The sequence below is a fragment of the Methylotuvimicrobium sp. KM2 genome (assembly GCF_038051925.1).
Taxonomy (GTDB): domain Bacteria; phylum Pseudomonadota; class Gammaproteobacteria; order Methylococcales; family Methylomonadaceae; genus Methylotuvimicrobium.
The window spans coordinates 2,644,538-2,668,635 of record NZ_CP150634.1 but is presented as its reverse complement, the minus strand read 5'-3'; the positions used below and the strand labels follow the sequence as shown (position 1 = coordinate 2,668,635).

Sequence of the window (24,098 nt, the reverse complement as noted above, 5' to 3'; positions counted from 1 at the left end):
CGTTTTTCCGTTAGGATGGGGCGTTGCTATACCATCGGTTACCGGTGTCGTAATTTGGTTAAAGAAGCGCCGCTAAAGCCAGTGCCGCATCTGTTCATGAATTCGCCGAGAATAGCGAACGTTAGTTGTTCCGCTAGGTCCTGCCAAATGTCTTCGCGGCTGCTTGTCCACTTATCGCTAATCATCTGTGTAGTGTTGGCCGGTTGCACTACAGCTCAAGAACGCGATGCTCAGGCATTGGATTTTCCGGTTGCCGAACAATGGCGTGAAGCCGACGCCATCGTCGAGCCGTTAGCCGCTTCCTGGGTGGAGACGTTTAACGACCCGCTATTGACTGCCATGGTCCACGAAGGCCTAGTTAACAACTTTGATCTGAAAGCCGCCGTAGCGCGTATCGATGCAGCCCGCGAACAAGTCGTCATTGCCGGCTCGGAGCGCTTGCCCCAATTATTTTTTTCGCCCGGTTACCAAAGAAGCAAGAACGATAGCAACATCGGCGCTTCGGTATTCAGAGCGTTTAGCGCTCTATTCAATTTCAACTGGGAATTGGACGTCTGGGGCCGAATCAGGGCAGGGCAACAGGCGGCGGAGGAAGAGGCCTTGGCCGCCGCCGACGATTTCCGGGCGGCACAATTATCGTTAGCGGCACGAATCGCTCAGGTTTATTTCGAATGGCTCGAAGCACAATTACAAACGCAGGTTGCGGAGCAGTCGGTCAAGGATAGAAGCATCATCGCCGGCCTGATACGCGGCCGCTTCAATAAAGGCTTGAGCCGCGGCTTAGACCTAAGGCTGGTATTAACCGATGTCGCCAATGCCGAGGCGCAACTGGCGCAAGCCCGTAACGATGTGCAGCGTCTTGGGCGCCAGTTGCAAACGCTGCTGGCCCGCTATCCGGATGACAGTTTACTCATGCGGCACCGAGCCTTGCCGCAACCGCCGATGGCTTTAACGGCGGGCCTTCCCTCCGAATTGTTGGCGCGCCGCCCCGATGTGATGGCGGCTTTCAAACGTTTACTCGCTGCCGATTCCCGACTGGAAAGCGCCGAGAAAGCGTTGCTGCCGCGAATTACGTTAACCGCTGCCGGCGGCACCGGCAGTCCGGCGCTAACCGAATTGGTCGACCCGCGCGCGGTGGCTTGGAACGTGGCGATCGGACTGGTTCAACCGTTGTTCACCGGCGGTCGCCTACAAGGCGAGATTCGCCTGAATGAAGCCCGGGTCAGCGATGTTTTCAATCAATACCAAAGCGTGGCACTCAATGCCTTTCGCGAGGTAGAGCAAGCGCTGGCTGCCGAATCCCGGCTGCGTGCGCAAGAAAAGGCCTTACGGGAAGCGGTCGACCAAACCGAAGCCAGCCGGAAACTGGCCGTGTATTCCTATCAGCAGGGGCTGATTGAAATTCTGACCTTGCTCGATAGCTATCGTAGCACGCTCAATGCGCAAAGCGCGCATCTACAAGTGCAAAGACAATTACTCAACAACCGAATCACTCTGTACTTGGCATTAGGCGGTGCCGTTTGAACGAACAAAAATACTTGATGAAAGCACTATTACCGATAGCGGTGTTACTGGGTGCCGTGGGTGCGGCCTGGGCCATGATCGAATTACGTCCCGGCATGTTGCCGCAGGCCGAACAATCCACGCTGCCCATGGTGGAAATCGTCCGGGTTAAACCGCAAACCGTTAGGCTCAATGTGATGTCGCAAGGCGTTGTAACGCCGCGCGAGGAAATCGATTTAATCGCCGAAGTGAGCGGTAAAATAGTAGAGTTGAATCCTGCGTTGTTATCCGGCGGTTATTTCGAAGCGGGCGATTTATTAGTGATGATCGATCCGCGCGATTACGATTTCGCCATCGTGGCTGCCCAAGCTAACATCGCCGAGGCCAAACGGGTACTGATTAACGAAAAGGCATTAGCCGAGCAGGCTCACAGCGAATGGCTGGCACTCGGGCAAGGCGAGGCGAGCGATCTTGCGTTGCGCAAACCTCAATTGGCCGAAGCCGAAGCAAAATTATCGGCTGCCGAAGCCGAGCTGGCCAAGGCCAAGCTGAATCGGGGGCGCTGTGAGCTCAGGGCGCCTTTTTCCGGCCGCGTGTTGAGCAAACAAGCCGGTCGCGGACAGTACCTGTCGACCGGTAGTGCGGTTGCCCGTATTTATGCCAATGATGTGGCCGAAATTCGTTTGCCAATCGGGATCGATCAACTGGCATTTCTGGATTTGCCGTACGGCAATCGCACCGTCAGGACTCGTTGGCCTAAGGTCACGCTACGCTCCGAAGTGGGCGGACAATTGCAGCAGTGGCAAGGCCGCATTGTTCGAAGCGAAGCGGCACTGGACGGCAGCAGCGGCCAATTGTTTCTGGTGGCGCAAGTCGACCGGCCGGAATGGGAGGGGCCGGGGCGTGCGCCTCTGTTGAGCGGATTGTTCGTACAGGCCGAAATCGAAGGCGTCACACGGGAAAAAGTGTTTACGCTGCCGCCTGCGGCACTGAATTCATTGCAGCAGGTGAAAGTGGTCGACGGAGAACGGCGCCTGGAATTCCGCAAGATTGAAGTATTGCGTCATGAAACCGATAGAGTGATCGTCAGGGCCGGTCTCCGCGCCGGCGAAAGTGTGGTGATTTCCGAAATGCCGATGCCGGTCGCGGGGATGCAAGTCGCCATTACGAATACGCAATCGGTTGAAAATCCATGAGTCGGCCGAGAGAACAGGTAAGACTTGACGGTTTACTCGCCTGGTTTGCCGATAACCCGGTCGCCGCCAATCTGTTGATGCTGGTGATATTCGCCGGAGGCGCGCTCGGCATGATCGATGTCGACAAAGAGGTGTTTCCTCGCTTCAGTCCGCATCAGATCGAGGTGACGGCTATTTTTCCCGGCGCGGGTCCGGCGGAAGTCGAACAGTCCGTCTGTATCCCGATTGAAGAGGCGATACACGATTTACCGGGCATCAAACATCTGCACGGCGAAATCCGCGGCGACACCTGTACGATAGGGGTTGAGATACTGCCGAACCGTGACCGTGAACAAATGATGGCGCTGTTGCGTAGCCGAGTCCAGTCGATTCAGCGACTGCCGAAACAACTGGAAAAAATCGACGTCTTGCCGGCCGACCGCAAAGACGATGACGGCGTGATTTGGGTGGCCCTGCATGGCGAAACCGATGCGTTCAGCCTGCAACGATTCGGCGACCGGATTCAACAACAATTGGCGACCATTCCCGGCGTTGGCCGGGTGCGCAATTACGGCGAAATCGGCTACGAAATCAGCGTTGAGATCGCGCCGGAGCAACTGCGCAAATATCGTTTGACTTTGGATGACATTGCCGGGGCCATTCGTCAAGCATCGGTCGAACTGCCGGGTGGCGTGCTCAAAAACCCGGACGGCGAGTTGTTGTTACGCGTCGACAGTCGCGCAAAAGATGCCGACGCGGTCGGCAGTTTGATCATTAAAACTTTACCCGACGGCAACCGTTTGCGGTTGGATCAAATCGCTACGATCAAGGACGGTTTGGAAGAGCGCTTATACACTTGGCGGCATAACGGTCAAACGGCTCAAGGCTGGGAAATCCACACCGAACAGGATAGCATCGCGGTGGCGCGGCAGGTGAAATCGACGATTGAAGCCATGCGCGCCAATTTACCGGAAGGCTTGCGTTTGATTACTTGGTGGGACGATTCGCAAGCCTATGACGAGCGGATTGGAGCGTTGTTGGAAAACGGCCTGATCGGATTTTTATTGGTTTGTTCGGTATTGACGCTGTTCTTACGATTGCGCGTCGCCTTATGGGCCGGTGCGGGTATTTTTACTTCGATACTCGGCGCTTTTTGGCTGATGCCGATGCTGGATATTTCCTTGAACATGCTGTCTCTGTTCGGTTTTTTGCTGGCAATGGGCGTCTTGGTGGACGACGCCATTATCATCGGCGAAAGCGTTCATAGCCGGCAAATGGAGGGGCGCGAGACGCCCTTACAAGCTGCGGTCAATGGCGTGAAAGCCGTTGCGCTGCCGGTCACGTTATCGGTCTTGATCGTGCTGGCGGCATTTCTGCCCGGATTAAATCTGCCGGGTTGGGCCGGACAGATGATGCGGCCCATTTGCCTGATCATGATTTTGGCCTTGGTCTTTTCTCTGATCGAGGCATTATTGATTTTGCCCTCGCATTTGGTTGCCGCTGTCGAATCGAATGCCAATCCGACCCGTTTGCAGCATTTGCGTACCCGGCTCAATCGAGGCATGGACCGTTTCGTCGACCGGGCGTACCGGCCGTTATTAACAATTGCCTTGAGTTGGCGCTATTTGACGGTAGCCTTATTCGCGGCCTTGTCGATCGTATGTTTCGGACTGGTCGCAAGCGATCGCGTCCGGCAGTCGATCAATCCCGATGTGACCAAGGACAGTTTCTGGGTATCGATACAGTTACCGCAAAGCGCACCCTACAGTGAAACCCAAGCGCTGGCGACCCGCGTTGAAAATTCTTTGTTTGCATTGCGCGATGAACTGGATGGCGTCACTCAGGCCGGCCGGGGTGCAAATAACAGGGATAACGGAACGCAGACGTATGAACGGAGCGTTATCGTCGGTATTGAAACGATTATTTGGGAGCATGGCGCCGGTATCTGGCTTGAGCTCTCATCGGAAGGACGACAGCGGGTCGAGGTCGAACATTTTATTAAGGATTGGCGGCAACGGATCGGCGACATCGGCCGTGGTAAAGTGGACTTTATTTTCAAGGAAGGTGACGAGCCTTATGACATCGAGTTGTTGCTGGGTTCCGATCAGCCGAATGTCTTGGCCCCGGCTGTCGAACGACTCAAACAGCAACTCAAGGCTTTTCCGGGCGTATACGATGTCATCGACTCGGCCGAACCCGGTAAGCCGGAAATTCATTTGACTCTGAAACCGGATGCGGAACGGCTGGGGTTGCGTTTGGAACAATTGGCCGAACAAGTCCGCCAAGGCTATTACGGCGCGGAGGTCTATCGATTCATGCGCGGCCGTAAGGAAGTGAAAGTGATGGTGCGTTATCCGTTGCACGAACGGCGATCGTTGGATCGATTGAAAGCCCAACCGATCCGCTTGCAGAACGGAACGAGCGTACCGTTGACCCATGTCGCGGAAGTCGAGTTGATTCAAGGTTACTCCCGTATCCACCGGGAAGACCGGCAGCGCGTATTGAAGGTGCAAGCACGCGTCGACCCGACGCTAGCCGATGTCAATGAACTCTATGCCGTGCTCGAACGGGATGTCTTTCAAGCTCTGGAAAACCAATTTCCCGGATTGAATATCCAAATCGGTCAACAGCGTCAAGAACAAAAAGCGTTGCTGGCTGCTTTTAGTAAAAACACACTGATTGCGCTGCTGGTGATTTATGCACTGATTGCGGTGCCGTTTCGTTCCTATAGCAAACCGGTCATTTTTTTGTTAGCCGCCCCTGTGGCTTGGTGCGGTGCGGTGCTGGCGCATTGGGCCGCCGGCTTGCCGTTATCGATGGAATCCTTGGTCGGCATGATCGCCGCCAGCGGGATCGTGATTAACGACAGTTTGGTATTGTTGTACTTCATACGCCAATCCGGCGGCCGAGACCGGCCTATGGAAACCCTGATCATCGAGGCGTGCACCTCGCGCTTTCGCCCCATTTTATTGGCATTTTTGACCACGTTTGCCGGCTTTTTACCGACGCTGCTGGAAACCAGTGCGCAGGCTCAGTTTTTGATTCCGATGGCCTTGTCTTTATCTGCCGGATTATTGTTCGGTTTGGCCGCCAGCCTGGTGTTGACGCCGGTCTGTTACGCCATTTTGGATCGCCGCAGTTCGCCGGTCTTCCCCCGTGCTCATGCCGCTCTGTCGTCTGACTGAATTTATAAACAACTATGAGGAGCCAGTTTCATGTATAGCCAATCCGAAACAGAACAATCAAACACCGAACCTGTTCAATATACGGGCACTTCTTTTCCTTCGGTGCGCTATTACCAAGTCCATTTTGAATTTCTGCATGAGCAGTTTCAGCAGACTTTGGGAATGCTGGAATCTTTGCAAACGCGAATGCAGCAGCTTGAGCGGCAAATGGCGAAAGATAAAGCCAGGCAGGAAGGCTTTGCAATCTCATTGCAAAGCATCGAACGCCATCGAGATGCGTTATCGCGAGCGCCACGGATATCGGAAAAAAGGGTCGGCCGGCGATGAGCGACAAACTGTTCAATTGGTATAGACTCGAGCGAGGAAACCGGCATTGCTTTTTGGCGGATTCCGCAATGAATGGCCGGGACGATTTTTCACCCAAGCTCATACAAATCCCGGCAACATCCCGCTGCCGGCCTATCTCTGTGGCGCTGGCTACGCTAGTCGTAACGCTGCTGCACGGATTCCTGTTGTTTTGGTATGTCACTAAACCCGCGCCTGTGCCGTTTTCCGCGGCAGCGCCGTTGCCGATGATCTCGATGGAATTATCGGCGCCGCCGGCACCTGTTGCGAATCAAGCATTGACGCCACCTAAACCGGAAATCCCGAAGAAAGTTGCCAAACCCAAACCTGACAAACCGAAGGTAAAACCTAAACCCAAGTTACGTCCCGCTGAAACGGCGGTGAAACAAGTTGAGGTCCAAAAAGAAGAACAGGAAAGTGCGCCGTCCGCCGCCGCGGCACTTCAAAGCCAACAACACGACGCCATGGCCGCGCCAAGGAATGACATCTTTGTCCCTGCCGACAGTAATGCCGCTTATCTGAATAACCCCAAACCGGTTTATCCCATGGTTGCCCGGCGCCGGGGTTGGGAAGGCACCGTCGTGCTGCGCGTTCATGTCGGTGCCGATGGCCATACGCAACGGGTGACTATTCAACGTTCCAGCGGCCATGACGTACTCGACGAATCGGCGATGGATGCCGTCAAGGAATGGCGGTTTGTACCGGCTAAACGCGGAGAAATAGCCGAGGCCAGTTGGGTCAAAATACCTATCGTATTTCATTTGAAATAGCCTCCCTGTAATGACGGGTGGCCTACCTTGCCCGGATTACACGGATGTCGGCATGACCGGATCATGATGATTCGGCAGGATTACAAGGAGCTGCAAGAAATAATTATGATTGTCAAAAACTAAAAACTATTCAGGAGAAAATTATGAACTTTTCCGAAACTGCCATCGTCGACGGCACGCTATACACGCTGGGCTTTTTTTCATTGCTGACTTGGAGCGTGATCTTGCTGAAAGCCGGAGAAATCGCCTGGCATCGCTACCGCAATCGACAATTGATTAAAAGCCTGACAGGCGATGTGTCGCTGAAATCGGTTTCTTCCCTGGCGAAGCAACAGCGCAAGCCGTTGGCTATTCAAGCCGGGAGGGTATTGACGGTCGGCCATCAAACCTACGTACGGGCTCAGAGCCAACCCAGCTATCAGAAAACCGACCATGCCGCCTGGCATGAGCTAATCGAACGTACTTTGAGACAACAGTTGCAAAAGGAAAAGGCCTTGCTGGACTCAGGACTGGGCTGGCTGGCCAGTATCGGAAGTACTTCGCCGTTTATCGGTCTGTTCGGTACGGTATGGGGCATCATGCACGCTTTAAAAGACATCGGGGTTCAAGGTTCGGCCAGTCTTGAGGTCGTCGCAGGGCCGATCGGCGAAGCCTTGATCGCTACTGCCTTGGGAATAGCCGTGGCCATTCCGGCAGTGATCGGCTACAACTTTTTTCTGCGCCGGAACCGCCAACTGCTGGCCGGTTTGGAACATATCGCCACCGACTTCATGCGCAGTTGTATCGAAACCGATTTAGTTGCCACCCAATCCCAACGCCAAACTCAGGAGGTCTAAGTCATGGCCATGCAATTGCCCAGCGAAGAAGAAGGCGGAGAAATGAGTGAAATCAATGTCACGCCTTTGGTGGATGTGATGCTGGTACTGTTGGTGGTGTTTATCGTCACCGCACCGTTATTGACTCAAGTCGTCAAAGTCAAGCTACCCAAAACCGAACAGACCGAACCGACGCCTGATAAACATGTCGCCATATTGGCAGTCACCGCCGGCGGCGAAGCGCAACTGGACGACAAAACCATCCCGCTACCGAATTTGGAAGGCGAACTGAAAGCCTTGCAAGAACGTGATCCGGAAATCAGCATTCAGCTGCAAGCCGATCGGGCCGCGTTGTTCGAATCGGTTGCCAAGGTGATGGCCAGCGCGCAACGCTCCGGTATCGATAAGTTGTCGTTTGTTACGGTAGCGCAATAGATCAGGCACTATACCCTTCTTATTGAGATAATCGTTCAACCTAATAAGAGCAATTGGCATATGTTGGAGTCCGTTCGTGCTGAGCCCTTCGGCTGCGCTCAGGAGAGCCCTGTCGAAGCATAAAGGGGCTACAACACATACGCATTAAGCTAAAAACGGTCAACCCACATCCGCTTTTCCCCAAGTTGCTATTAAAACATGTAGCCCGTATGCAGCGTAGCGGAATACGGGATTGGCGTGACTCCGAACATCCCGGATTACGCTACGCTCCATTCGGGCTACGCTGTTTAGGGCCGCCGTGAACCCGTTCATGGGGTCTTGACGGCCGATCGAACGCGGAGCATCCTGGGAACCGCTTGGATTTGGAATACTTTCGCGGCCTCAGGATCGTGGAAACCCGAAATAGTCTTCAATCCGCATAACGAGAAAATGAGCCATGCGTTCTACGGGAGGGGCGTGATGAAGGTCGATAGAATAGCCATACCCAAAACCATCTGGACGCTCGGGTTCGTAAGTTTGTTCATGGATTTGTCGTCGGAATTGATACACAGCTTGTTGCCGGTTTTTTTGGTCACGACGCTCGACGCCTCGGCATTGACGGTCGGTTTGATCGAAGGCGTGGCCGAGGCGGCGGCCTTGATGGTCAGAGTATTTTCCGGAACGATCAGCGATTTTTTCGGCAAGCGTAAATTCCTCATTTTTATCGGCTACGGCATGGCTGCCTTGTCGAGGCCTTTGTTTCCGATGGCCGGTAACGTCGAAACGGTGTTTACCGCGCGTTTTCTCGATAGGATAGGCAAGGGCATACGCGGCGCGCCGCGTGATGCCTTGATCGCCGATGTGTCTCCGCCGGAAATTCGCGGCGCGTGCTTCGGCTTGAGACAATCGATGGATACGGTCGGCGCATTTTTGGGTCCGTTGCTGGCGGTGTTGTTATTGTTTCTTTACCAGGGCGATATCGAACTGGTGTTGTGGGTTGCGGTCGTTCCGGCTTTGCTCGCCGTGTTATTGATCGTCATCGGCATCGAAGAGCCGAAGGCGCGATTAAGATCCAAACCGGCGCGCTCGCCATTGAGTTTCAAGATACTGAATGAGTTTTCCGGGCGCTATCGTTGGGTTGTCGCATTGGGCGCATTGTTTACGATGGCCCGGTTCAGCGAGGCTTTTTTGGTGCTGCGCGCCGCGCAAATCGGCTTGGCGGTGACCTGGATACCGTTGGCGATGGTGTTGATGAGTCTGGCTTATGCGGTGTCGGCTTATCCTGCAGGGCTTTGGTCCGACCGGGTCGTGAAAAGAGGCTTGCTGGCCTTGGCTATGGCGTTTCTGGTTCTGGCCGATTTGATTCTGGCAACCGCCGAGACCTTGCCGATGTTGTTTGCGGGTTTGGTGTTGTGGGGTTTGCACATGGGTTTCAGTCAAGGCATTTTGGCGGCGATGGTCGCGGACACCACGCCGGCTCACTGGAAAGGCACGGCCTACGGTTTTTTTAATTTTGTGAGTGGTGTCTTCATGCTGTTGGCCAGCGTGTTGGCCGGTTGGCTGTGGGACCGTTACGGCGCCGAATTAACCTTCTATTGCGGAGCGCTGTTTGCTTCGTTAACCTTGCTGATGTTGATGAAACGCTATTAATTCGGAGCATCAATGCAGCATCAGCCGGATTTGTTCGATTTCTTCCTTGGCCATGTCCAAGATTCCGATGCTGGCATCGATCGTTAGCCCTCCCGAGGCCAGTTTTCTAAAAGCGGGTAGTTGATCTATTTTGGGCATTTTTTTGATGTCGATCTTGCCGATGAAACTATGAAGTTGCGAGATCATAACGATGTCGGCGTAATCCGGTGGTCCGTCATTGTCGCGATACCAGTTCTCGGCGTTGATAATGACATCTTCGAAGTCTTGCGGAAAATCCCATTTACGCAGAATTTGCAGGCCGATATCGACGCGCAGTTTTCGTACCGTTTCGACCAGGTCTTTCGGATTGTCGATAATTTCCGGGCGTTTGTCGGCATGCGTCAATATCGGGACGACGCCGATGTCGTGGATGAGGCCGGCCAGCATCGCCTTGTCCGGGTCGAACCCCGGGGTTTTGTGAGCCAATACTGCGCTGATAGCGGCAACATAGCTGCTGTGCGCCCAGAGATCGGTCATTTTTTTGCGAATCACCGGCGTTTTGGCTTGAAAAACCGCTTTCATCGCGAATGAGGTGATGATGTCCTGAGCCGCTTTTAAACCGACGCGGGTTAGAGCTTCCGGACAGCTTTCAATTTTTCTTCGGCCCCGGTAAAGCGGGCTGTTCGCAATTCTGATCAAACGGGCGGTAATGGCCGGGTCGATCTGAACGACTCTAGCGATTTTGGCATTGTTGGCCGTCTGGTCGTTGATCGCGCGTCGAATTTTGAAGGCGACATCGGGTATCGTCGGCAATTGAAGTTTATCCTTCTGCATCGACTTATAACAATCGAGGTACAGCTGATTTTTGGCAAGGCTCGAAGCAATGGCCGTAGTATCCGGTGATGTGCTCATGTTCTGTTTAATATTCGGGCAAGCAAAAAGAGTTTAGTTTAAAATTGCCCGTTGAGTCGATAATTCCGTTATTAACCATGTCAGACAATTTTTCCGATATATCCGCTACATTAACGACCATTCGCGATTATATTCGTTACGGCGCCAGTCGGTTTCGTGATGCCGGCGTGTTTTTTGGGCACGGCACTGTGTCGGCGATCGATGAAGCCGCGGCTATCGTTTTGCATACCTTGCATCAGCCCTACGATCTATCGCCTGTTTATTTAGACAGTACCTTGACGATGCCGGAGCGCGAGGCGATTCTTGCGATGTTCGAGAGGCGGATCAATGAACGTAAGCCATCGGCCTATTTGACCCATGAAGCCATTTTTGCCGGTTTATCGTTTTTTGTCGATGAGCGCGTATTGATACCGCGCTCGCCGATCGCCGAGCTGATTGAGGATCAATTCAACCCTTGGGTCGATCCCGATTCGGTCAACCGAATTCTGGATTTGTGTACCGGCAGCGGCTGCATCGCGATCGCTTGCGCCTATGCTTTTCCGGACGTTCCGGTCGATGCGGTCGACTTATCCGAAGATGCGCTGGCCGTGGCCGCGATCAATGTCGAAAAACATGACAGAGTTGAACAAATCACGCTTTTTCAATCCGATTTGTTTTCGCAATTACCGCACGAACGTTACGACATCATTGTCAGTAACCCTCCCTACGTCGCCGTCGAAGAATGGCAAAATCTGCCTCCCGAATATCATGCCGAGCCGGCGATGGGTTTCAAGGGCGGCGAGTCGGGCCTCGATATCGTGCTGCAAATTTTGGCGAGTGCCAAGGATTATCTGTCGAAACACGGCGTGCTAATCGTCGAAGTCGGCAGCAGCGCCGAAACGCTGCAAAATCGGTTTCCTGAAATCCCTTTTTATTGGTTGGACTTTCAGCGAGGAGGCGACGGCGTGTTTTTGTTGACCGCCGAACAAGTCGATCAATTTCATTCTTTATTCATAGATGCTTTAAATTAATATGTCCGGAAATACGATAGGAAAGTTATTCACCGTGACTTCGTTCGGCGAAAGTCACGGACCCGCATTAGGTTGTATCGTCGATGGTTGCCCTCCCGGCATGGCGTTGTCGGAAGACGATATTCAAATCGATCTCGACCGACGCAAGCCGGGTACCTCGAGACACACCACGCAGCGCCGGGAAGCCGATCAAGTCAGGATTCTATCCGGGGTTTTCGAAGGCAAGACCACCGGCACGCCGATCGGTTTGTTGATCGAAAATACCGATCAGCGCTCGAAAGATTATTCGAAAATCGCCGAAAGTTTCAGGCCCGGCCATGCCGATTATAGCTATCAGCATAAATACGGCTTTCGCGATTATCGCGGGGGTGGGCGTTCATCGGCTCGCGAGACGTCGATGCGCGTGGCCGCAGGGGCAATCGCGAAAAAATATTTAAAGGAATCGGCCGGTCTCGAAATTCGGGGCTATTTGTCGCAATTAGGCCCCATCAAGATCGAAAAATTCGATTGGTCCGTCGTTGAAACGAATCCTTTTTTCTGTCCCGATAGCGATAAAATCGCGGAGATGGAGCAATACATGGATGCTTTGCGTAAGGAAGGCGAATCGATCGGCGCTAGAATCGAAGTGATTGCATCGAATGTGCCGCCCGGTTTGGGCGAGCCGATTTTCGACCGGCTCGATGCTGAACTGGCCTATGCCCTAATGAGCATCAATGCGGTGAAGGGTGTCGAAATCGGCGACGGTTTTGCCTGTATCGATACCAAGGGCACCGCATTTCGCGATGAAATCACGCCGGAAGGTTTCTTGAGCAATCATGCCGGCGGTATTTTAGGCGGCATCAGTACCGGGCAAAATATTCGGGCCAGCATCGCGCTGAAGCCGACTTCGAGCTTGAGATTGCCCGGCAGAAGCATCAATGTCAGAGGCGAACCGATTGAAGTGGTCACTCAGGGCCGTCACGACCCCTGCGTCGGCATTCGCGCGACGCCGATCGCCGAAGCGATGACCGCCCTCGTGCTAATGGACCATCTCTTACGGCACCGTGCCCAAAATTTCGAGGTCGATTCCGGCTTGCCGATTCTTAGATAAGCCGCGGTATGTCCGTACCTTATTGGCGACTGTCGGGATTCTACTTTTGTTATTTTGCTACGCTAGGAGGTTTTTTACCTTACTGGAGCTTGTATCTGGAAAGCGTCGATTTCAATGCGATTGAAATCGGCGAGCTTTCGGCATTATTGGTCGGTACGAAAATCATAGCGCCGAATATTTGGGGCTGGATTGCCGATCGAAGTGGGCGAAGTTTACGGATTATCCGCATTGCATGTTTTTTTGCGGCTATTTTATTCAGCGGTTTTTTGTTCGTTGAAGGTTATTTAGCATTTGCCTTATTGACGGTGGCGTTTAGTTTTTTCTGGAATGCCGCGCTGCCGCAATTCGAGGCGGCAACTTTGTTTCATTTAAAGCAAGAACCGCAGCGCTACAGCCAAATTCGGCTATGGGGGTCGATAGGTTTTATTGTTACCGTTACCGGTATCGGTCGTTTGCTCGATTGGCATGGTTTGGCATTCATGCCGGAAATTATTACCGGGCTTTTGGGTTCGATTTGGCTTATGGCGCTATTGACGCCCGAAGCTTATGCGTCCCAGCAAGGTAGAGAAGTTGTCGCTATTGGAGGAATTTTAAAAAAGCCTGAAGTGTGGGCGTTTTTTTTCGTCTACATGCTTTTGCAAGTCGCACACGGCCCCTATTATGTGTTTTATTCGATTTTTTTGAATCAACACGATTATTCGGGAACAACGACCGGGATGTTGTGGTCGTTGGGGGTTTTTGCAGAAATTGTGCTGTTTGTATTGATGCGTAGGGTATTGGTAAAGTACTCGCTAAGACATATTTTATTGGTCAGTATTTTATTGAGTGTCGTACGTTGGCTATTAATTGGTTGGTGTGCGGATAATCTTGCTTTACTGGTTTTTGCTCAAGTGCTTCATGCCGCGACTTTCGGCGCCACGCATGTGACGGCGATTCATCTGGTCGATTATTATTTCGGCCACCGACACCAAGGCAAGGGGCAGGCGCTTTATAGCAGCGTCAGTTTCGGCCTGGGCGGAGTGCTAGGCAGTCTGTACAGCGGTTATTTTTGGGATTCGCAAGGTGCCCGGTTCGTGTATAGCATTGCAGCGGTTTGTTGTTGTATGGCGTTATTGATTGCCTATGTTTGGGTGGGCCGTGATAACGCTAAGCAAGCGGGATTTGTTTAAATTATACCCATCGCAGATCAAAATTCGGCACCGGGGTGCCCGTCAAAGGACGTCGTGAACCCAGCACCTAAATTATCCAAGACAATTAACCATGGCCAATGGGTTATGGAATTTAGGTGCTGGGTAAATACGTCCCTGTAGGCTCTATGCCAGCTCCATGCTGGTCCCTCACCTAGCGTTAGGTGAGGGATCGAGCACCCCGGTGCCTCCTCAGGCACTGCCGAAATTTGAAGTACGAAAGGTATAGCTACAAATATCATTGCTCCGGGAAGTTATTTGTCATGAAATCCTTGGTCAATTCTCATGGGTTATCGAAAACGTCATTCCGGCTTAATTGGCTGAAGCGTTATATTTTGTCTTAAGTTTTATAAACATAGGTAAAAATAGTGTTCGATTTGATTAAAAGCGGCGGCTGGTTAATGCTGCCGATTATTTTGTGCTCCATCGGTGCGATGGCGATCATTGCCGAGCGTTTTTGGACGCTACGCAAAAATAAAATTTTGCCGCCCGATCTGGTTCCTCAGATATGGAAATTATCTCGCGAAGGTAAACTCGATACTGCGGCATTGCGAAGCCTTAAAATGAGTTCGCCATTGGGCGCGGTTTTGGCGGCTGGGCTTGCCAATAGTCGTCACGGCCGGGACATCATGCGCACTAGCATCGAAGAGGTGGGACGGCAAATCGTTCATGAATTGGAAAAATTTCTGAACACTTTGGGTACGATTGCTTCGATCACGCCGTTGCTGGGCCTTCTGGGAACCGTGGTCGGCATGATCAAGGTATTCACGGCTATCATGATGCATGGCGTCGGCGATCCTACGATATTGGCCGGGGGCATTTCCGAGGCATTGATTACAACCGCGGCCGGCTTGAGCGTTGCGATTCCGAGCCTAATTTTTCACCGTTATTTCGAGCGCTTGGTCGATGAATATGTTTTGAATATGGAAGAGGAAGCGTTACGCTTGATCGATGTGTTGCACGGAGAGCGTGAGGAAGCCTGATGGATTTTCATCGTAAAAAAAGAGAAAAGCTCGAAATCAGCATTACGCCGATGATCGATGTGGTCTTTTTATTGTTGATTTTCTTCATGGTAACGACGACCTTCAATCGGGAAACCGTATTGAACATAGATTTACCTGAAGCCGAAGGCAGCGAACTCGAAAGAAAACTGAGACAGATCGAGTTGAGTATCGATTCGGAGGGCGTCTATTATTTGACCGGCGAAGACGGTTTGCCTCGTCAATTGGTTAATCAAGAAAAAGAAACGCTCAAACAAGAACTGCTCAAATTGGCAGGTTCGTCGCGATCAATCCCTTTCGTCATCAATGCGGACGGTAAAACGCCGCATAAATCGGTCGTCATGGCTTTGGATATTGCCGGGCAAATCGGTTTTAAACATATTACCTTTGCGGCAATAAAACCCAATGGCGGTTAAATGAATACCTCAGGAAAGTTATCGCTCGATGCCGTTTGGTATCATGGCCGATTTCCCGCTAAGTTTTTATTGCCGCTTAGTTGGGTTTTTCGAGGAGCCGTCGAACTCAGACGGTTTTCTTATCGCGCAGGATGGTTAAAAAAACGGCGTCTGCCGGTTCCGGTCATCATCGTCGGAAATATTAGCGTCGGCGGCACCGGGAAAACGCCGTTAATTATCGCGTTAGCTAGGCTTTTGAAGCGGAACGGTTATAAACCTGGCGTCATTAGCCGAGGATACGGGGGCGAGGTCCGGGATGCACCGGTCAAAGTCGATCCTTTGGATAATGCCGCGACTGTTGGTGATGAGCCTTTGTTATTGTCCAAGCACTCCGATTGTCCTGTCGCGATCGGGGTCAATCGTTTTGAAGCAGGACGTTTATTGTTGGAGCAAGACGGCTGCGATGTCATTTTATCGGACGACGGTTTGCAGCATTACAAATTGGCCCGCGATATCGAAATTGCTGTCGTCGACGGCGAAAGACAGTTCGGTAATGGTTATTGTTTGCCGGCCGGGCCGTTGAGAGAACCGGCCTGCCGCCTGTCAGAAGTCGACTTTATCATCGAGAATGGAACAAAAACCGAAGATGAACGTTTTTCGATGACACTCAGCGGCGATGTGGCTGTCAATCTGACGACCGGTTCGGCCAAGCCATTGCAAGACTTTATCGGTTTGAATTGTCATGCGGTGGCCGGAATCGGCAACCCCGACCGGTTTTTCAACAAGTTGGCCGCCGCCGGGCTGCATTGCATCAATCATAGGTTCCCGGATCATTATTCGTATCGCGCCGACGATATTGAATTCGGAGACTATCCGGTATTGATGACCGAAAAAGACGCGGTCAAATGCTTCGGTTTCGCGCGCGATACGCATTGGTATGTGCCGGTCACGGCCCAACTGGAGCCGGCCTTTACGAATCGATTTTTAACTTTATTGAGAGAAAAATATGATGGATACAAAATTACTTGAAATTCTGGTCAGTCCGGTCAGTAAAGGGCCATTGATTTACGACAAAGAAAATCAGGAATTAATTTCTATTGCCGATCGCTTGGCGTTCCCGATACGCGACGGCATACCGGTCATGCTTGAAGACGAAGCCCGCGAATTGAGTCAAGAAGAAGCCGATGCCCTGCGTAAATGAGTATTCCCTTCAAAGTTGTGATTCCGGCCCGCTACGGATCGACTCGGCTGCCGGGCAAGCCGTTGCTGACCATCGCCGGAAAACCGATGGTTGCGCATGTCTGCGAACGGGCAAGGGAAGCCGACGCCGAAGACATCGTCGTGGCAACCGACGATGCGCGGATTTTGGATAAAGTGTTGGGGCTCGGTATTCAAGCCGTGATGACGCGCGAAGATCATCAAAGCGGTACCGAGCGCATCGCGGAAGTCGCCGAATTACATGGATGGAGCGATGATACGATTATCGTCAATCTTCAAGGCGATGAACCGTTAATTCCGCCGGTTTATATCCGGAATGTCGCGGAAGCATTGGCTGGGCAGCATCGTGCAGGTATCGCAACGCTGGCGGCACGCATTACCGATCCGGAAGAAGTCTTCAATCCCAACTCCGTCAAAACGGTGCTGAACAAAGACGGTTATGCGCTTTATTTCAGTCGTGCGCCGATTCCGTGGGACCGAGATCATTTCAGTCGGCAGGGTAGCAGGGACTTTTCCGGAAAAATCGATTATTTGCGTCATATCGGCATGTATGCATACCGAGTCGATTTCTTGCGGCGTTATTGCGGCTGGGAAGCTTCACCGCTTGAGGCGGTCGAGTCATTGGAGCAGCTTCGAATACTCTGGCACGGCGAGTCGATCCTTGTTAACACCGTTGCCAAAACACCGGAAGCCGGTGTTGATACCGAGGACGATTTAAAACGCGTGGAAAGGTGCTTAGTAATTCGTGACAAATAATCCTAAATTCGGCAGTTTAACCATGAGGCACATGCAGTTCGTATACGAGTGTTGGTTCCAAGTAATATCATCTTTTTACCATGAAGAGCATGAAGGACTTGAAGATACAGCGTTTTCAATTTAAATGAGTGGTGACTAATCATTAACAGCGCGTAGCCCGTATGGAGCGTAAGTGGAATGCGGGGCTTGCGTAGCCTCGAACGTCCCGGATTGCGCTTGCGCTGCATCCGGGCTACGCGGTTAAACGTTAATTTGCCGAGGCGATGGCCGGACCTTCATAAACGTTAATGGTAAACAGGCTTGACGGGCGCAAGGCGCACTAAGGACTTTGGCTAATATTGGCGGGTACGGCTTTGATACGCGCAACATACCCTTGAGTTCCGGCGATAACCCGGTAAAAAAGTATTGATAAATTCTTTAATAAGTTCAATTTTCATTTTGATGCCTCCTGCTAAGTCGTTGATTTTTGGATCTAGGAAGCAAACAAAAGTAGGTTGACTGTTTGCTTTTCACCTCAAAAAAATAATAAACAATTGAATTATAATGATTAATATTTTATTTCGACAGCCTACATCTTTCCTCTTTCTTCTTTCATCTTTCCGCTGATGCATAATTGACAGAGCCTTTGATTAACAGTAATTTAGACGGCTTTTTAAACTTACCGACTAACAAATCTTTCTTCAGAGCCGCAAATGGAACAATTTCATCGAATCAGTCGCTTGCCTCCCTATGTTTTCAATATTGTCAACGAGCTAAAAGCGAAAGCCCGAGCGGCCGGGGAAGATATCATCGACTTCGGAATGGGTAATCCCGATCAGCCGACACCCGATCACATCGTCAAAAAGCTGGTCGAGGCGGCTCAACGAGAGGACACTCACCGTTATTCCGTTTCCAAGGGTATCCCTCGTTTACGAAGAGCGATATGTAATTGGTATAAGCATCGCTTCGACGTGGATTTGGACCCGGATACCGAGGCGATCGTTACGATCGGTTCCAAGGAGGGGCTTGCGCATTTGGCTCTAGCTACGTTGGGGCCGGGCGATGTCGTATTGGTTCCGAATCCGGCCTATCCGATCCATCCCTACGGTGTCGTGATCGCTGGCGCCGATATTCGTCATGTGGCAATGGTTGCCGGTGTGGATTTTTTCGAGGAACTGCATAAAGCCATCGTCGATTCATGGCCGAAACCGAAAATGCTGATTCTCAATTTTCCGGGTAATCCGACCACACAATGCGTCGATCTGGAATTTTTCGAAAAAATCGTCGAAATGGCCAAAGAGCATAACATTTGGGTTGTCCAGGATGTCGCTTACGCCGATATCGTGTTCGACGGTTACAAAGCACCGTCGATTCTTCAGGTTAAGGGGGCGACCGATATTGCGGTCGAATTTTTTTCGTTATCGAAAAGTTACAACATGCCCGGTTGGCGGGTCGGTTTCATGTGCGGCAATAAAGAGCTCGTTGCGGCATTGGCAAGGATCAAATCGTATCTTGATTACGGTACGTTTACACCGATTCAGATTGCAGCGATTAGCGCTTTGGAGGGTCCGCAGGATTGCGTGACTGAAATTGCCGAGATGTACCGGAAAAGGCGCGATGTCTTATGCGAAGGTTTGACGGCCGCCGGTTGGCCGGTGCCGAAGCCGAAAGCGACGATGTTCGTTTGGGCGCCGATTCCCGAACCCTATAAAGAAATGGGCTCGCTCGAGTTTTCGAAAAAATTGCTCGCCGATGCGAAAGTAGCCGTGTCGCCGGGTATCGGTTTCGGACAATACGGGGACGATCACGTTCGTTTCGGTTTGATCGAAAACGAACACAGAACCCGACAAGCGATTCGCGGCATTCGACATATGCTCAAGAAAGACAAAGTTGTATAATGAGCGATTTGTTCGGGTTATGGGAAATTAGTAGGAGTCGAATTTGAAGCCGGTCAAAGTAGGGGTCTTAGGTCTAGGTACCGTCGGCGGCGGCACCGTCAATGTCTTGAAGCGCAACGCCGCCGAAATTGCGCGCCGGGCAGGGCGTGAAATTATCGTAACGCGCGCCAGTGCTCGCGATCTTGAGCGAAGCCGGATTTGCGATACGCAAGGCATCGCGTTGACGACCGATCCTTATGAGATCGTCAACGATCCCGAGATTGAAATCGTTGTGGAGTTGATCGGCGGTGAAACGATTGCGAAAGACTTAGTGCTTAAAGCGATTGAAAACGCTAAGCATGTTGTGACCGCGAATAAAGCCTTGATTGCGCTGCATGGTAATGAAATTTTTGCGAAAGCCGGCGACAAAGGTGTCATGGTTGCGTTCGAAGCCGCCGTTGCCGGCGGAATTCCTATTATCAAGGCGATTCGTGAAGGCTTGAGCGGCAATCAAATCGAGTGGGTGGCGGGCATTATCAACGGCACCGGCAATTTCATTTTGACCGAAATGCGTGACAAAGGCCGCGATTTCGCGGATGTCTTGGCTGAGGCTCAAGCTTTAGGTTATGCCGAAGCCGATCCGACTTTCGACGTTGAGGGGATCGATGCGGCGCATAAATTGACGATTTTGGCTTCAATCGCATTCGGTATCCCCTTGCAATTCGATAAGGTCTATACCGAAGGCATTACGCAAATCACGCGCGACGATGTTGATTATGCCGATACCTTGGGTTATCGCATCAAGCATCTGGGCATCGCGCGAAAAACCTCCGAAGGCATCGAACTGCGCGTGCATCCGACTTTGATTCCCGCACGTCGATTGATCGCCAACGTCGATGGTGTGATGAATGCGGTATTGGTTAAAGGCGATGCGGTCGGGCCGACGCTATATTATGGCGCAGGCGCGGGCGCCGAGCCTACGGCTTCATCAGTCGTTGCCGATGTGATCGATGTCGTTCGCGCATTAACGAGCGACCCCGAAAACCGCGTACCGCACTTGGCCTTTCAACCGAACGCGCTAGCCGATATTCCGATGCTTTCGGCCGAGCAAATTCATACGGCTTATTATTTAAGGCTGAATGCCGAAGATAGGCCGGGTGTATTGGCCGATATTACTCGCATCTTGGCTTTGCACGACATCAGTATCGAAGCGATTATTCAAAAAGAACCGCATGAAAATGAAAAATCGGTGCCGATTATCATGTTGACTCAAAATACACTGGAATCGGAAATGAATGCGGCGATTACCGTGATCGAACAATTAACGACCGTAACCGGCAAAGTGTGTCGCATTCGACTGGAAACTCTGGGATAAAACATAATGACAATTCGTAAACGCTATACAGGTTTAATCGAAACTTATAGAGATCGCCTACCGGTCGCTGATGATACTCGCTTGATCAGTCTAGGCGAAGGCAATACACCTTTAATACAGCTGCAAAACATTCCAAGATTGATCGGCAAGGACGTCGATATTTATGTTAAATTCGAGGGCTTGAATCCGACCGGCTCGTTTAAGGATCGCGGCATGACAATGGCTGTGACCAAAGCGGTCGATGAAGGCAGTCAAGCCATTATCTGTGCATCGACCGGCAATACTTCGGCTTCCGCGGCGGCCTATGCGGTACGCGCGGGCATCAAAGCATTCGTGTTGATTCCGGAAGGCAAGATCGCGTTGGGTAAATTAGCGCAAACTTTGATGTACGGAGCCAAGATCATTCAGATCAACGGTAACTTCGATCAGGGCATGGCTTTGGTTAAGGAAATCGTCGATCATGCACCGGTTTCGATTGTCAATTCGATCAATCCGTTCCGTCTTGAAGGACAAAAAACCGCTGCATTCGAAATCATCGACGAACTGGGTACCGCACCCGATTATCACTGTCTGCCGGTCGGTAATGCCGGCAATATTTCGGCCTATTGGAAAGGCTATAAGGAATATTCGACCGATATCGGCTCGCTGAAAGCCGTGACGAATAAGCGTCCCGTGATGTGCGGTTATCAAGCGGCCGGCGCCGCGCCTTTCATCGCTAGGGAAATGATCGATCATCCCGAAACGGTAGCAACCGCGATACGCATCGGACGCCCGCAATCCTGGGATTTGGCTTGGGCCGCGCAACGCGAATCGGAAGGTTGGTTTGACGCGATGACCGACGAGCAAATTTTAGCCGCGCAAAAATTGTTGAGCTCGAACGAAGGTGTTTTTTGCGAGCCTGCTTCGGCAGCATCCTTGGCCGGCGCGCTGCATGACATCGAGCTGGGTAATATTCCCGAAGGCAGCACGATCGTTTGTACATTGACCGGCAACGGCATCAAAGATCCCGATATTGCGATCAAGCAATGCCAAGACGCGCATCCGGTCACGATCGAAGCCGATTTGGACGCAGTCAAGAAAGCGATACTCGATAGTCTATAAAAACTGATTGTTACTCCCTTTTATCGTTCCCACGCTCTAGCGTGGGAATGCAGACCGAGACGCGCTAGCGTCTCGTACCGCTGGAGCGGTGCTCGGGCGTTTCCACGCAGAGGTCTCATCGTTATACATAAATTGTAGGGTACGCTGCGCGTACCAAAGCCGTGCCTTGGCGGTTCGGTTGGCACATGAACATCGCGGGGTTACCAGGGTACGCACAGCGTACCCCACGCGGATCACCTAGCGTTAGGTAATTCGCGAGTGTTATGTGACACAATAAATGGTGAGGATTGTATGATTCCCATTCTCCGCGATCGCCGTCATCCATAAGCACCAATAGACCAGTAGTGCGAAAAAACGAGGGTTTGAGGGCGGTAATGTCGTGCCATCTGGTAAGACAGTCATGTGGCTGACGGTTATACCAACAAAACTGGGTTGGGCAATTTTCACTCGCCCCTTGTTCCTTGATCCTTTCCCCTTGCACCTGACCCCTATGTACTCCCAAGGCGTTAAAAAAACCATTATTCCCCGTCCTCCGGGTAAGAAAAAGCTGGATTTGGGTGATATGCACCCGGTTTTGCAGCGCATATTTCTAAGCCGGGGTATTAAATCCGCGGATGAATTAGACCGTTCGTTGGCTGGATTGCCTTCGCCGTGGCTGTTGTCCGGGATGAAGGCCATGGTTGCTCATTTGATCGAAGCGCTAAGCAAGCAGCAGCGAATCACTATTGTGGCCGATTTCGATGCCGACGGGGCGACCAGTTGTGCCCTTGCTATTAGAGGCTTACGCATGTTCGGTGCGGTCAATGTCGACTTCATCGTGCCGAATCGTTTTGAATACGGATACGGGTTGACGCCGGAGATAGTCGAGTTGGTCAAACGCCAAGAGCCCGAATTGATTATCACCGTCGATAATGGCATATCGAGCATAGCCGGCGTTGACGCGGCTAAGGCGCTAGGTATCAAAGTTTTGGTCACCGATCACCATTTGCCCGGCGAGACATTGCCTGAGGCCGATGCAATCGTCAATCCGAATTTGCCGGACGAACCGTTTCCTAGTCGATCATTGGCAGGCGTCGGCGTCATGTTTTATGTACTAACCGCATTGAGAAGTCGCCTTCGTGAAGTCGATTGGTTTCAACAACAAGCCATACCCGAACCGAATCTAGCACAATTACTGGATTTGGTTGCTTTGGGCACGGTCGCCGATGTCGTGCCGCTTGATCAGACCAATCGGATATTGATTCATCAAGGCCTGCAGCGAATTCGTTCGGGTCGTTGTCATCCGGGAATACTGGCCTTGGTCGAAGTATCGGGGCGGAATCATCGGTATCTATCCTCATCCGACCTAGGCTTTGCGTTGGGACCCAGGCTCAACGCTGCCGGGCGCATGGACGATATGGCGCTGGGCATTCAATGCCTGCTAACCGATGATGTTTCTTTGGCCAAAGATATCGCACAGCAGCTTGATGAAATGAATAAGGATCGCCGGGACATCGAAGGTCAGATGAAGGTCGAAGCGATGAGTCTGTTGAACGAAATGAAAGCCTTAGATGAAAAACATCTGCCGGCCGGCGTTTGCCTGTTTGATGAAAATTGGCATCAAGGCGTAATCGGTATTCTGGCATCGAGAATCAAGGATAGACTGCACCGGCCGGTCGTGGCTTTCGCTCCGGCCGGTAACGGCGAAATCAAAGGTTCGGCGCGATCGATTCCCGGTGTGCATATCCGCGACGTTCTGAGCGACATAGCCTCGGCTCATCCCAATATTCTTAATAAGTTCGGCGGTCATGCGATGGCGGCCGGAATGAGCATACAAATGCACGATTATCCGCCTTTTGCGTTAGCCTTCGATGAGATGGTCGGTCGGCGTATAGCGAATATGGACCTAGAACAGAAGGTGTATTCCGACGGGGAATTGTCGGAAAACGAGTTGACGTTGGAATTCGCCGAGTTATTGCAGCGTTCGGGCACTTGGGGGCAGGAGTTTCCGGAGCCGGTTTTCGATGGTGTGTTCGAGGTCATTCAGGCCCGTATCGTTGGGCAGCATCATTTAAAATTGGTGTTGCGTCAGGCCGAAAACAAGCAGTTGATCGACGCGATTGCTTTCTTTATCGAAAAGCCGGAACAATGGCTGGGAATTCGAACAATCCATGCTGCTTACAAGCTGGATATCAATGAATACCGAGGCAATCGAACGCTACAATTTGTGATTCAGTATCTGGAAAAGCTGAATTAAAGAATGGAGCGCGAACGCGGCTGATTTTTCCGATCAGTGCTGATCTATTAGGAGCATTACTACTATACTCTTTGCTAGTCAAATTTCGGCGTCGGGATGTTCGTCAAAGGACGCCGTGAATACGT

Annotated in this window: 21 protein-coding genes; 20 read left to right on the top strand and 1 reads right to left on the bottom strand. The window is 51.8% G+C overall.

Annotation, left to right across the window (positions count from 1 at the left end; genetic code table 11):
- The first annotated feature begins 147 nt into the window (after positions 1-147).
- The 8 genes from WJM45_RS11320 to WJM45_RS11285 all read left to right on the top strand — a co-directional run bounded on the left by WJM45_RS11320 (position 148) and on the right by WJM45_RS11285 (position 9,857).
- Positions 148-1,524, top strand: coding sequence for an efflux transporter outer membrane subunit (locus tag WJM45_RS11320; protein WP_341325211.1), 1,377 nt, complete (start codon positions 148-150; stop codon positions 1,522-1,524).
- The gene (locus tag WJM45_RS11315) at positions 1,521-2,699 is read left to right on the top strand and encodes an efflux RND transporter periplasmic adaptor subunit (protein ID WP_341325210.1); all 1,179 of its coding nucleotides are present in this window, start codon (positions 1,521-1,523) and stop codon (positions 2,697-2,699) included. The genes WJM45_RS11320 and WJM45_RS11315 overlap by 4 nt, the downstream gene beginning before the upstream one ends.
- Positions 2,696-5,863, top strand: coding sequence for an efflux RND transporter permease subunit (locus WJM45_RS11310; protein ID WP_341325209.1), 3,168 nt, complete (start codon positions 2,696-2,698; stop codon positions 5,861-5,863). Before WJM45_RS11315 ends, WJM45_RS11310 begins: the two co-directional genes overlap by 4 nt.
- A gap of 30 nt (positions 5,864-5,893) precedes the next feature.
- Complete coding sequence (locus WJM45_RS11305) at positions 5,894-6,190, top strand: hypothetical protein (protein WP_341325208.1); 297 nt, start codon at positions 5,894-5,896, stop codon at positions 6,188-6,190.
- Positions 6,187-6,978, top strand: a complete 792-nt coding sequence (locus WJM45_RS11300; protein WP_341325207.1) for an energy transducer TonB — start codon at positions 6,187-6,189, stop codon at positions 6,976-6,978. The genes WJM45_RS11305 and WJM45_RS11300 overlap by 4 nt, the downstream gene beginning before the upstream one ends.
- A gap of 143 nt (positions 6,979-7,121) precedes the next feature.
- Entirely contained in the window at positions 7,122-7,814 is a 693-nt protein-coding gene (locus WJM45_RS11295) for a MotA/TolQ/ExbB proton channel family protein (RefSeq protein ID WP_341325206.1), read from the top strand.
- Positions 7,815-7,817: 3 nt separating this feature from the next.
- Positions 7,818-8,228, top strand: a complete 411-nt coding sequence (locus WJM45_RS11290; protein WP_017839302.1) for a biopolymer transporter ExbD — start codon at positions 7,818-7,820, stop codon at positions 8,226-8,228.
- A 459-nt stretch (positions 8,229-8,687) separates the two neighbouring features.
- Positions 8,688-9,857, top strand: a complete 1,170-nt coding sequence (locus WJM45_RS11285) for an MFS transporter (protein WP_341325205.1) — start codon at positions 8,688-8,690, stop codon at positions 9,855-9,857.
- Positions 9,858-9,866: 9 nt separating this feature from the next.
- Here WJM45_RS11285 and WJM45_RS11280 read toward each other — a convergent pair whose 3' ends face one another.
- The gene (locus WJM45_RS11280) at positions 9,867-10,748 is read right to left on the bottom strand and encodes an HDOD domain-containing protein (RefSeq protein WP_341325204.1); all 882 of its coding nucleotides are present in this window, start codon (positions 10,746-10,748) and stop codon (positions 9,867-9,869) included.
- A 77-nt stretch (positions 10,749-10,825) separates the two neighbouring features.
- Here WJM45_RS11280 and prmB point away from each other — a divergent pair, with 77 nt between their 5' ends.
- The 12 genes from prmB to recJ all read left to right on the top strand — a co-directional run bounded on the left by prmB (position 10,826) and on the right by recJ (position 23,973).
- On the top strand, positions 10,826-11,758 hold the full coding sequence (prmB, locus tag WJM45_RS11275) for a 50S ribosomal protein L3 N(5)-glutamine methyltransferase (RefSeq protein ID WP_341325203.1): 933 nt from the start codon (positions 10,826-10,828) through the stop codon (positions 11,756-11,758).
- A gap of 1 nt (position 11,759) precedes the next feature.
- Positions 11,760-12,848, top strand: coding sequence for a chorismate synthase (aroC, locus tag WJM45_RS11270; protein ID WP_341325202.1), 1,089 nt, complete (start codon positions 11,760-11,762; stop codon positions 12,846-12,848).
- An 8-nt stretch (positions 12,849-12,856) separates the two neighbouring features.
- A complete protein-coding gene (locus WJM45_RS11265; RefSeq protein ID WP_341325201.1) occupies positions 12,857-14,017 on the top strand; it encodes an MFS transporter in 1,161 nt (386 codons plus the stop codon).
- A 386-nt stretch (positions 14,018-14,403) separates the two neighbouring features.
- The gene (locus tag WJM45_RS11260; RefSeq protein ID WP_341325200.1) at positions 14,404-15,018 is read left to right on the top strand and encodes a MotA/TolQ/ExbB proton channel family protein; all 615 of its coding nucleotides are present in this window, start codon (positions 14,404-14,406) and stop codon (positions 15,016-15,018) included.
- Positions 15,018-15,452, top strand: a complete 435-nt coding sequence (locus WJM45_RS11255; protein WP_341325199.1) for a biopolymer transporter ExbD — start codon at positions 15,018-15,020, stop codon at positions 15,450-15,452. The genes WJM45_RS11260 and WJM45_RS11255 overlap by 1 nt, the downstream gene beginning before the upstream one ends.
- Positions 15,453-16,460, top strand: coding sequence for a tetraacyldisaccharide 4'-kinase (gene lpxK / locus WJM45_RS11250; RefSeq protein ID WP_341325198.1), 1,008 nt, complete (start codon positions 15,453-15,455; stop codon positions 16,458-16,460).
- Entirely contained in the window at positions 16,441-16,632 is a 192-nt protein-coding gene (locus tag WJM45_RS11245) for a Trm112 family protein (RefSeq protein WP_341328934.1), read from the top strand. Before lpxK ends, WJM45_RS11245 begins: the two co-directional genes overlap by 20 nt.
- Positions 16,629-17,405, top strand: a complete 777-nt coding sequence (gene kdsB / locus WJM45_RS11240) for a 3-deoxy-manno-octulosonate cytidylyltransferase (protein WP_341325197.1) — start codon at positions 16,629-16,631, stop codon at positions 17,403-17,405. Before WJM45_RS11245 ends, kdsB begins: the two co-directional genes overlap by 4 nt.
- A 692-nt stretch (positions 17,406-18,097) precedes the next feature.
- Positions 18,098-19,282 carry an alanine transaminase gene (alaC, locus tag WJM45_RS11235; RefSeq protein ID WP_341325196.1) on the top strand — a complete coding sequence of 395 codons (1,185 nt, stop codon included), beginning with the start codon at positions 18,098-18,100 and terminating at the stop codon, positions 19,280-19,282.
- Positions 19,283-19,325: 43 nt separating this feature from the next.
- Positions 19,326-20,636 carry a homoserine dehydrogenase gene (locus tag WJM45_RS11230; RefSeq protein WP_341325195.1) on the top strand — a complete coding sequence of 437 codons (1,311 nt, stop codon included), beginning with the start codon at positions 19,326-19,328 and terminating at the stop codon, positions 20,634-20,636.
- Positions 20,637-20,642: 6 nt separating this feature from the next.
- On the top strand, positions 20,643-21,737 hold the full coding sequence (gene thrC / locus WJM45_RS11225) for a threonine synthase (protein ID WP_341325194.1): 1,095 nt from the start codon (positions 20,643-20,645) through the stop codon (positions 21,735-21,737).
- A 490-nt stretch (positions 21,738-22,227) separates the two neighbouring features.
- Complete coding sequence (gene recJ / locus WJM45_RS11220) at positions 22,228-23,973, top strand: single-stranded-DNA-specific exonuclease RecJ (RefSeq protein ID WP_341325193.1); 1,746 nt, start codon at positions 22,228-22,230, stop codon at positions 23,971-23,973.
- Positions 23,974-24,098 lie beyond the last annotated feature (125 nt).

Coding starts and splice junctions, on each gene's coding strand:
- WJM45_RS11320 (WP_341325211.1), top strand. CDS start 148: ATGTCTTCGCGGCTGCTTGTCCACTTATCGCTAATCATCTGTGTAGTG.
- kdsB (WP_341325197.1), top strand. CDS start 16,629: ATGAGTATTCCCTTCAAAGTTGTGATTCCGGCCCGCTACGGATCGACT.
- WJM45_RS11265 (WP_341325201.1), top strand. CDS start 12,857: ATGTCCGTACCTTATTGGCGACTGTCGGGATTCTACTTTTGTTATTTT.
- aroC (WP_341325202.1), top strand. CDS start 11,760: ATGTCCGGAAATACGATAGGAAAGTTATTCACCGTGACTTCGTTCGGC.
- prmB (WP_341325203.1), top strand. CDS start 10,826: ATGTCAGACAATTTTTCCGATATATCCGCTACATTAACGACCATTCGC.
- WJM45_RS11255 (WP_341325199.1), top strand. CDS start 15,018: ATGGATTTTCATCGTAAAAAAAGAGAAAAGCTCGAAATCAGCATTACG.
- WJM45_RS11300 (WP_341325207.1), top strand. CDS start 6,187: ATGAGCGACAAACTGTTCAATTGGTATAGACTCGAGCGAGGAAACCGG.
- WJM45_RS11245 (WP_341328934.1), top strand. CDS start 16,441: ATGGATACAAAATTACTTGAAATTCTGGTCAGTCCGGTCAGTAAAGGG.
- recJ (WP_341325193.1), top strand. CDS start 22,228: ATGTACTCCCAAGGCGTTAAAAAAACCATTATTCCCCGTCCTCCGGGT.
- WJM45_RS11295 (WP_341325206.1), top strand. CDS start 7,122: ATGAACTTTTCCGAAACTGCCATCGTCGACGGCACGCTATACACGCTG.
- lpxK (WP_341325198.1), top strand. CDS start 15,453: ATGAATACCTCAGGAAAGTTATCGCTCGATGCCGTTTGGTATCATGGC.
- thrC (WP_341325194.1), top strand. CDS start 20,643: ATGACAATTCGTAAACGCTATACAGGTTTAATCGAAACTTATAGAGAT.
- alaC (WP_341325196.1), top strand. CDS start 18,098: ATGGAACAATTTCATCGAATCAGTCGCTTGCCTCCCTATGTTTTCAAT.
- WJM45_RS11285 (WP_341325205.1), top strand. CDS start 8,688: ATGAAGGTCGATAGAATAGCCATACCCAAAACCATCTGGACGCTCGGG.
- WJM45_RS11310 (WP_341325209.1), top strand. CDS start 2,696: ATGAGTCGGCCGAGAGAACAGGTAAGACTTGACGGTTTACTCGCCTGG.
- WJM45_RS11280 (WP_341325204.1), bottom strand. CDS start 10,748: ATGAGCACATCACCGGATACTACGGCCATTGCTTCGAGCCTTGCCAAA.
- WJM45_RS11290 (WP_017839302.1), top strand. CDS start 7,818: ATGGCCATGCAATTGCCCAGCGAAGAAGAAGGCGGAGAAATGAGTGAA.
- WJM45_RS11305 (WP_341325208.1), top strand. CDS start 5,894: ATGTATAGCCAATCCGAAACAGAACAATCAAACACCGAACCTGTTCAA.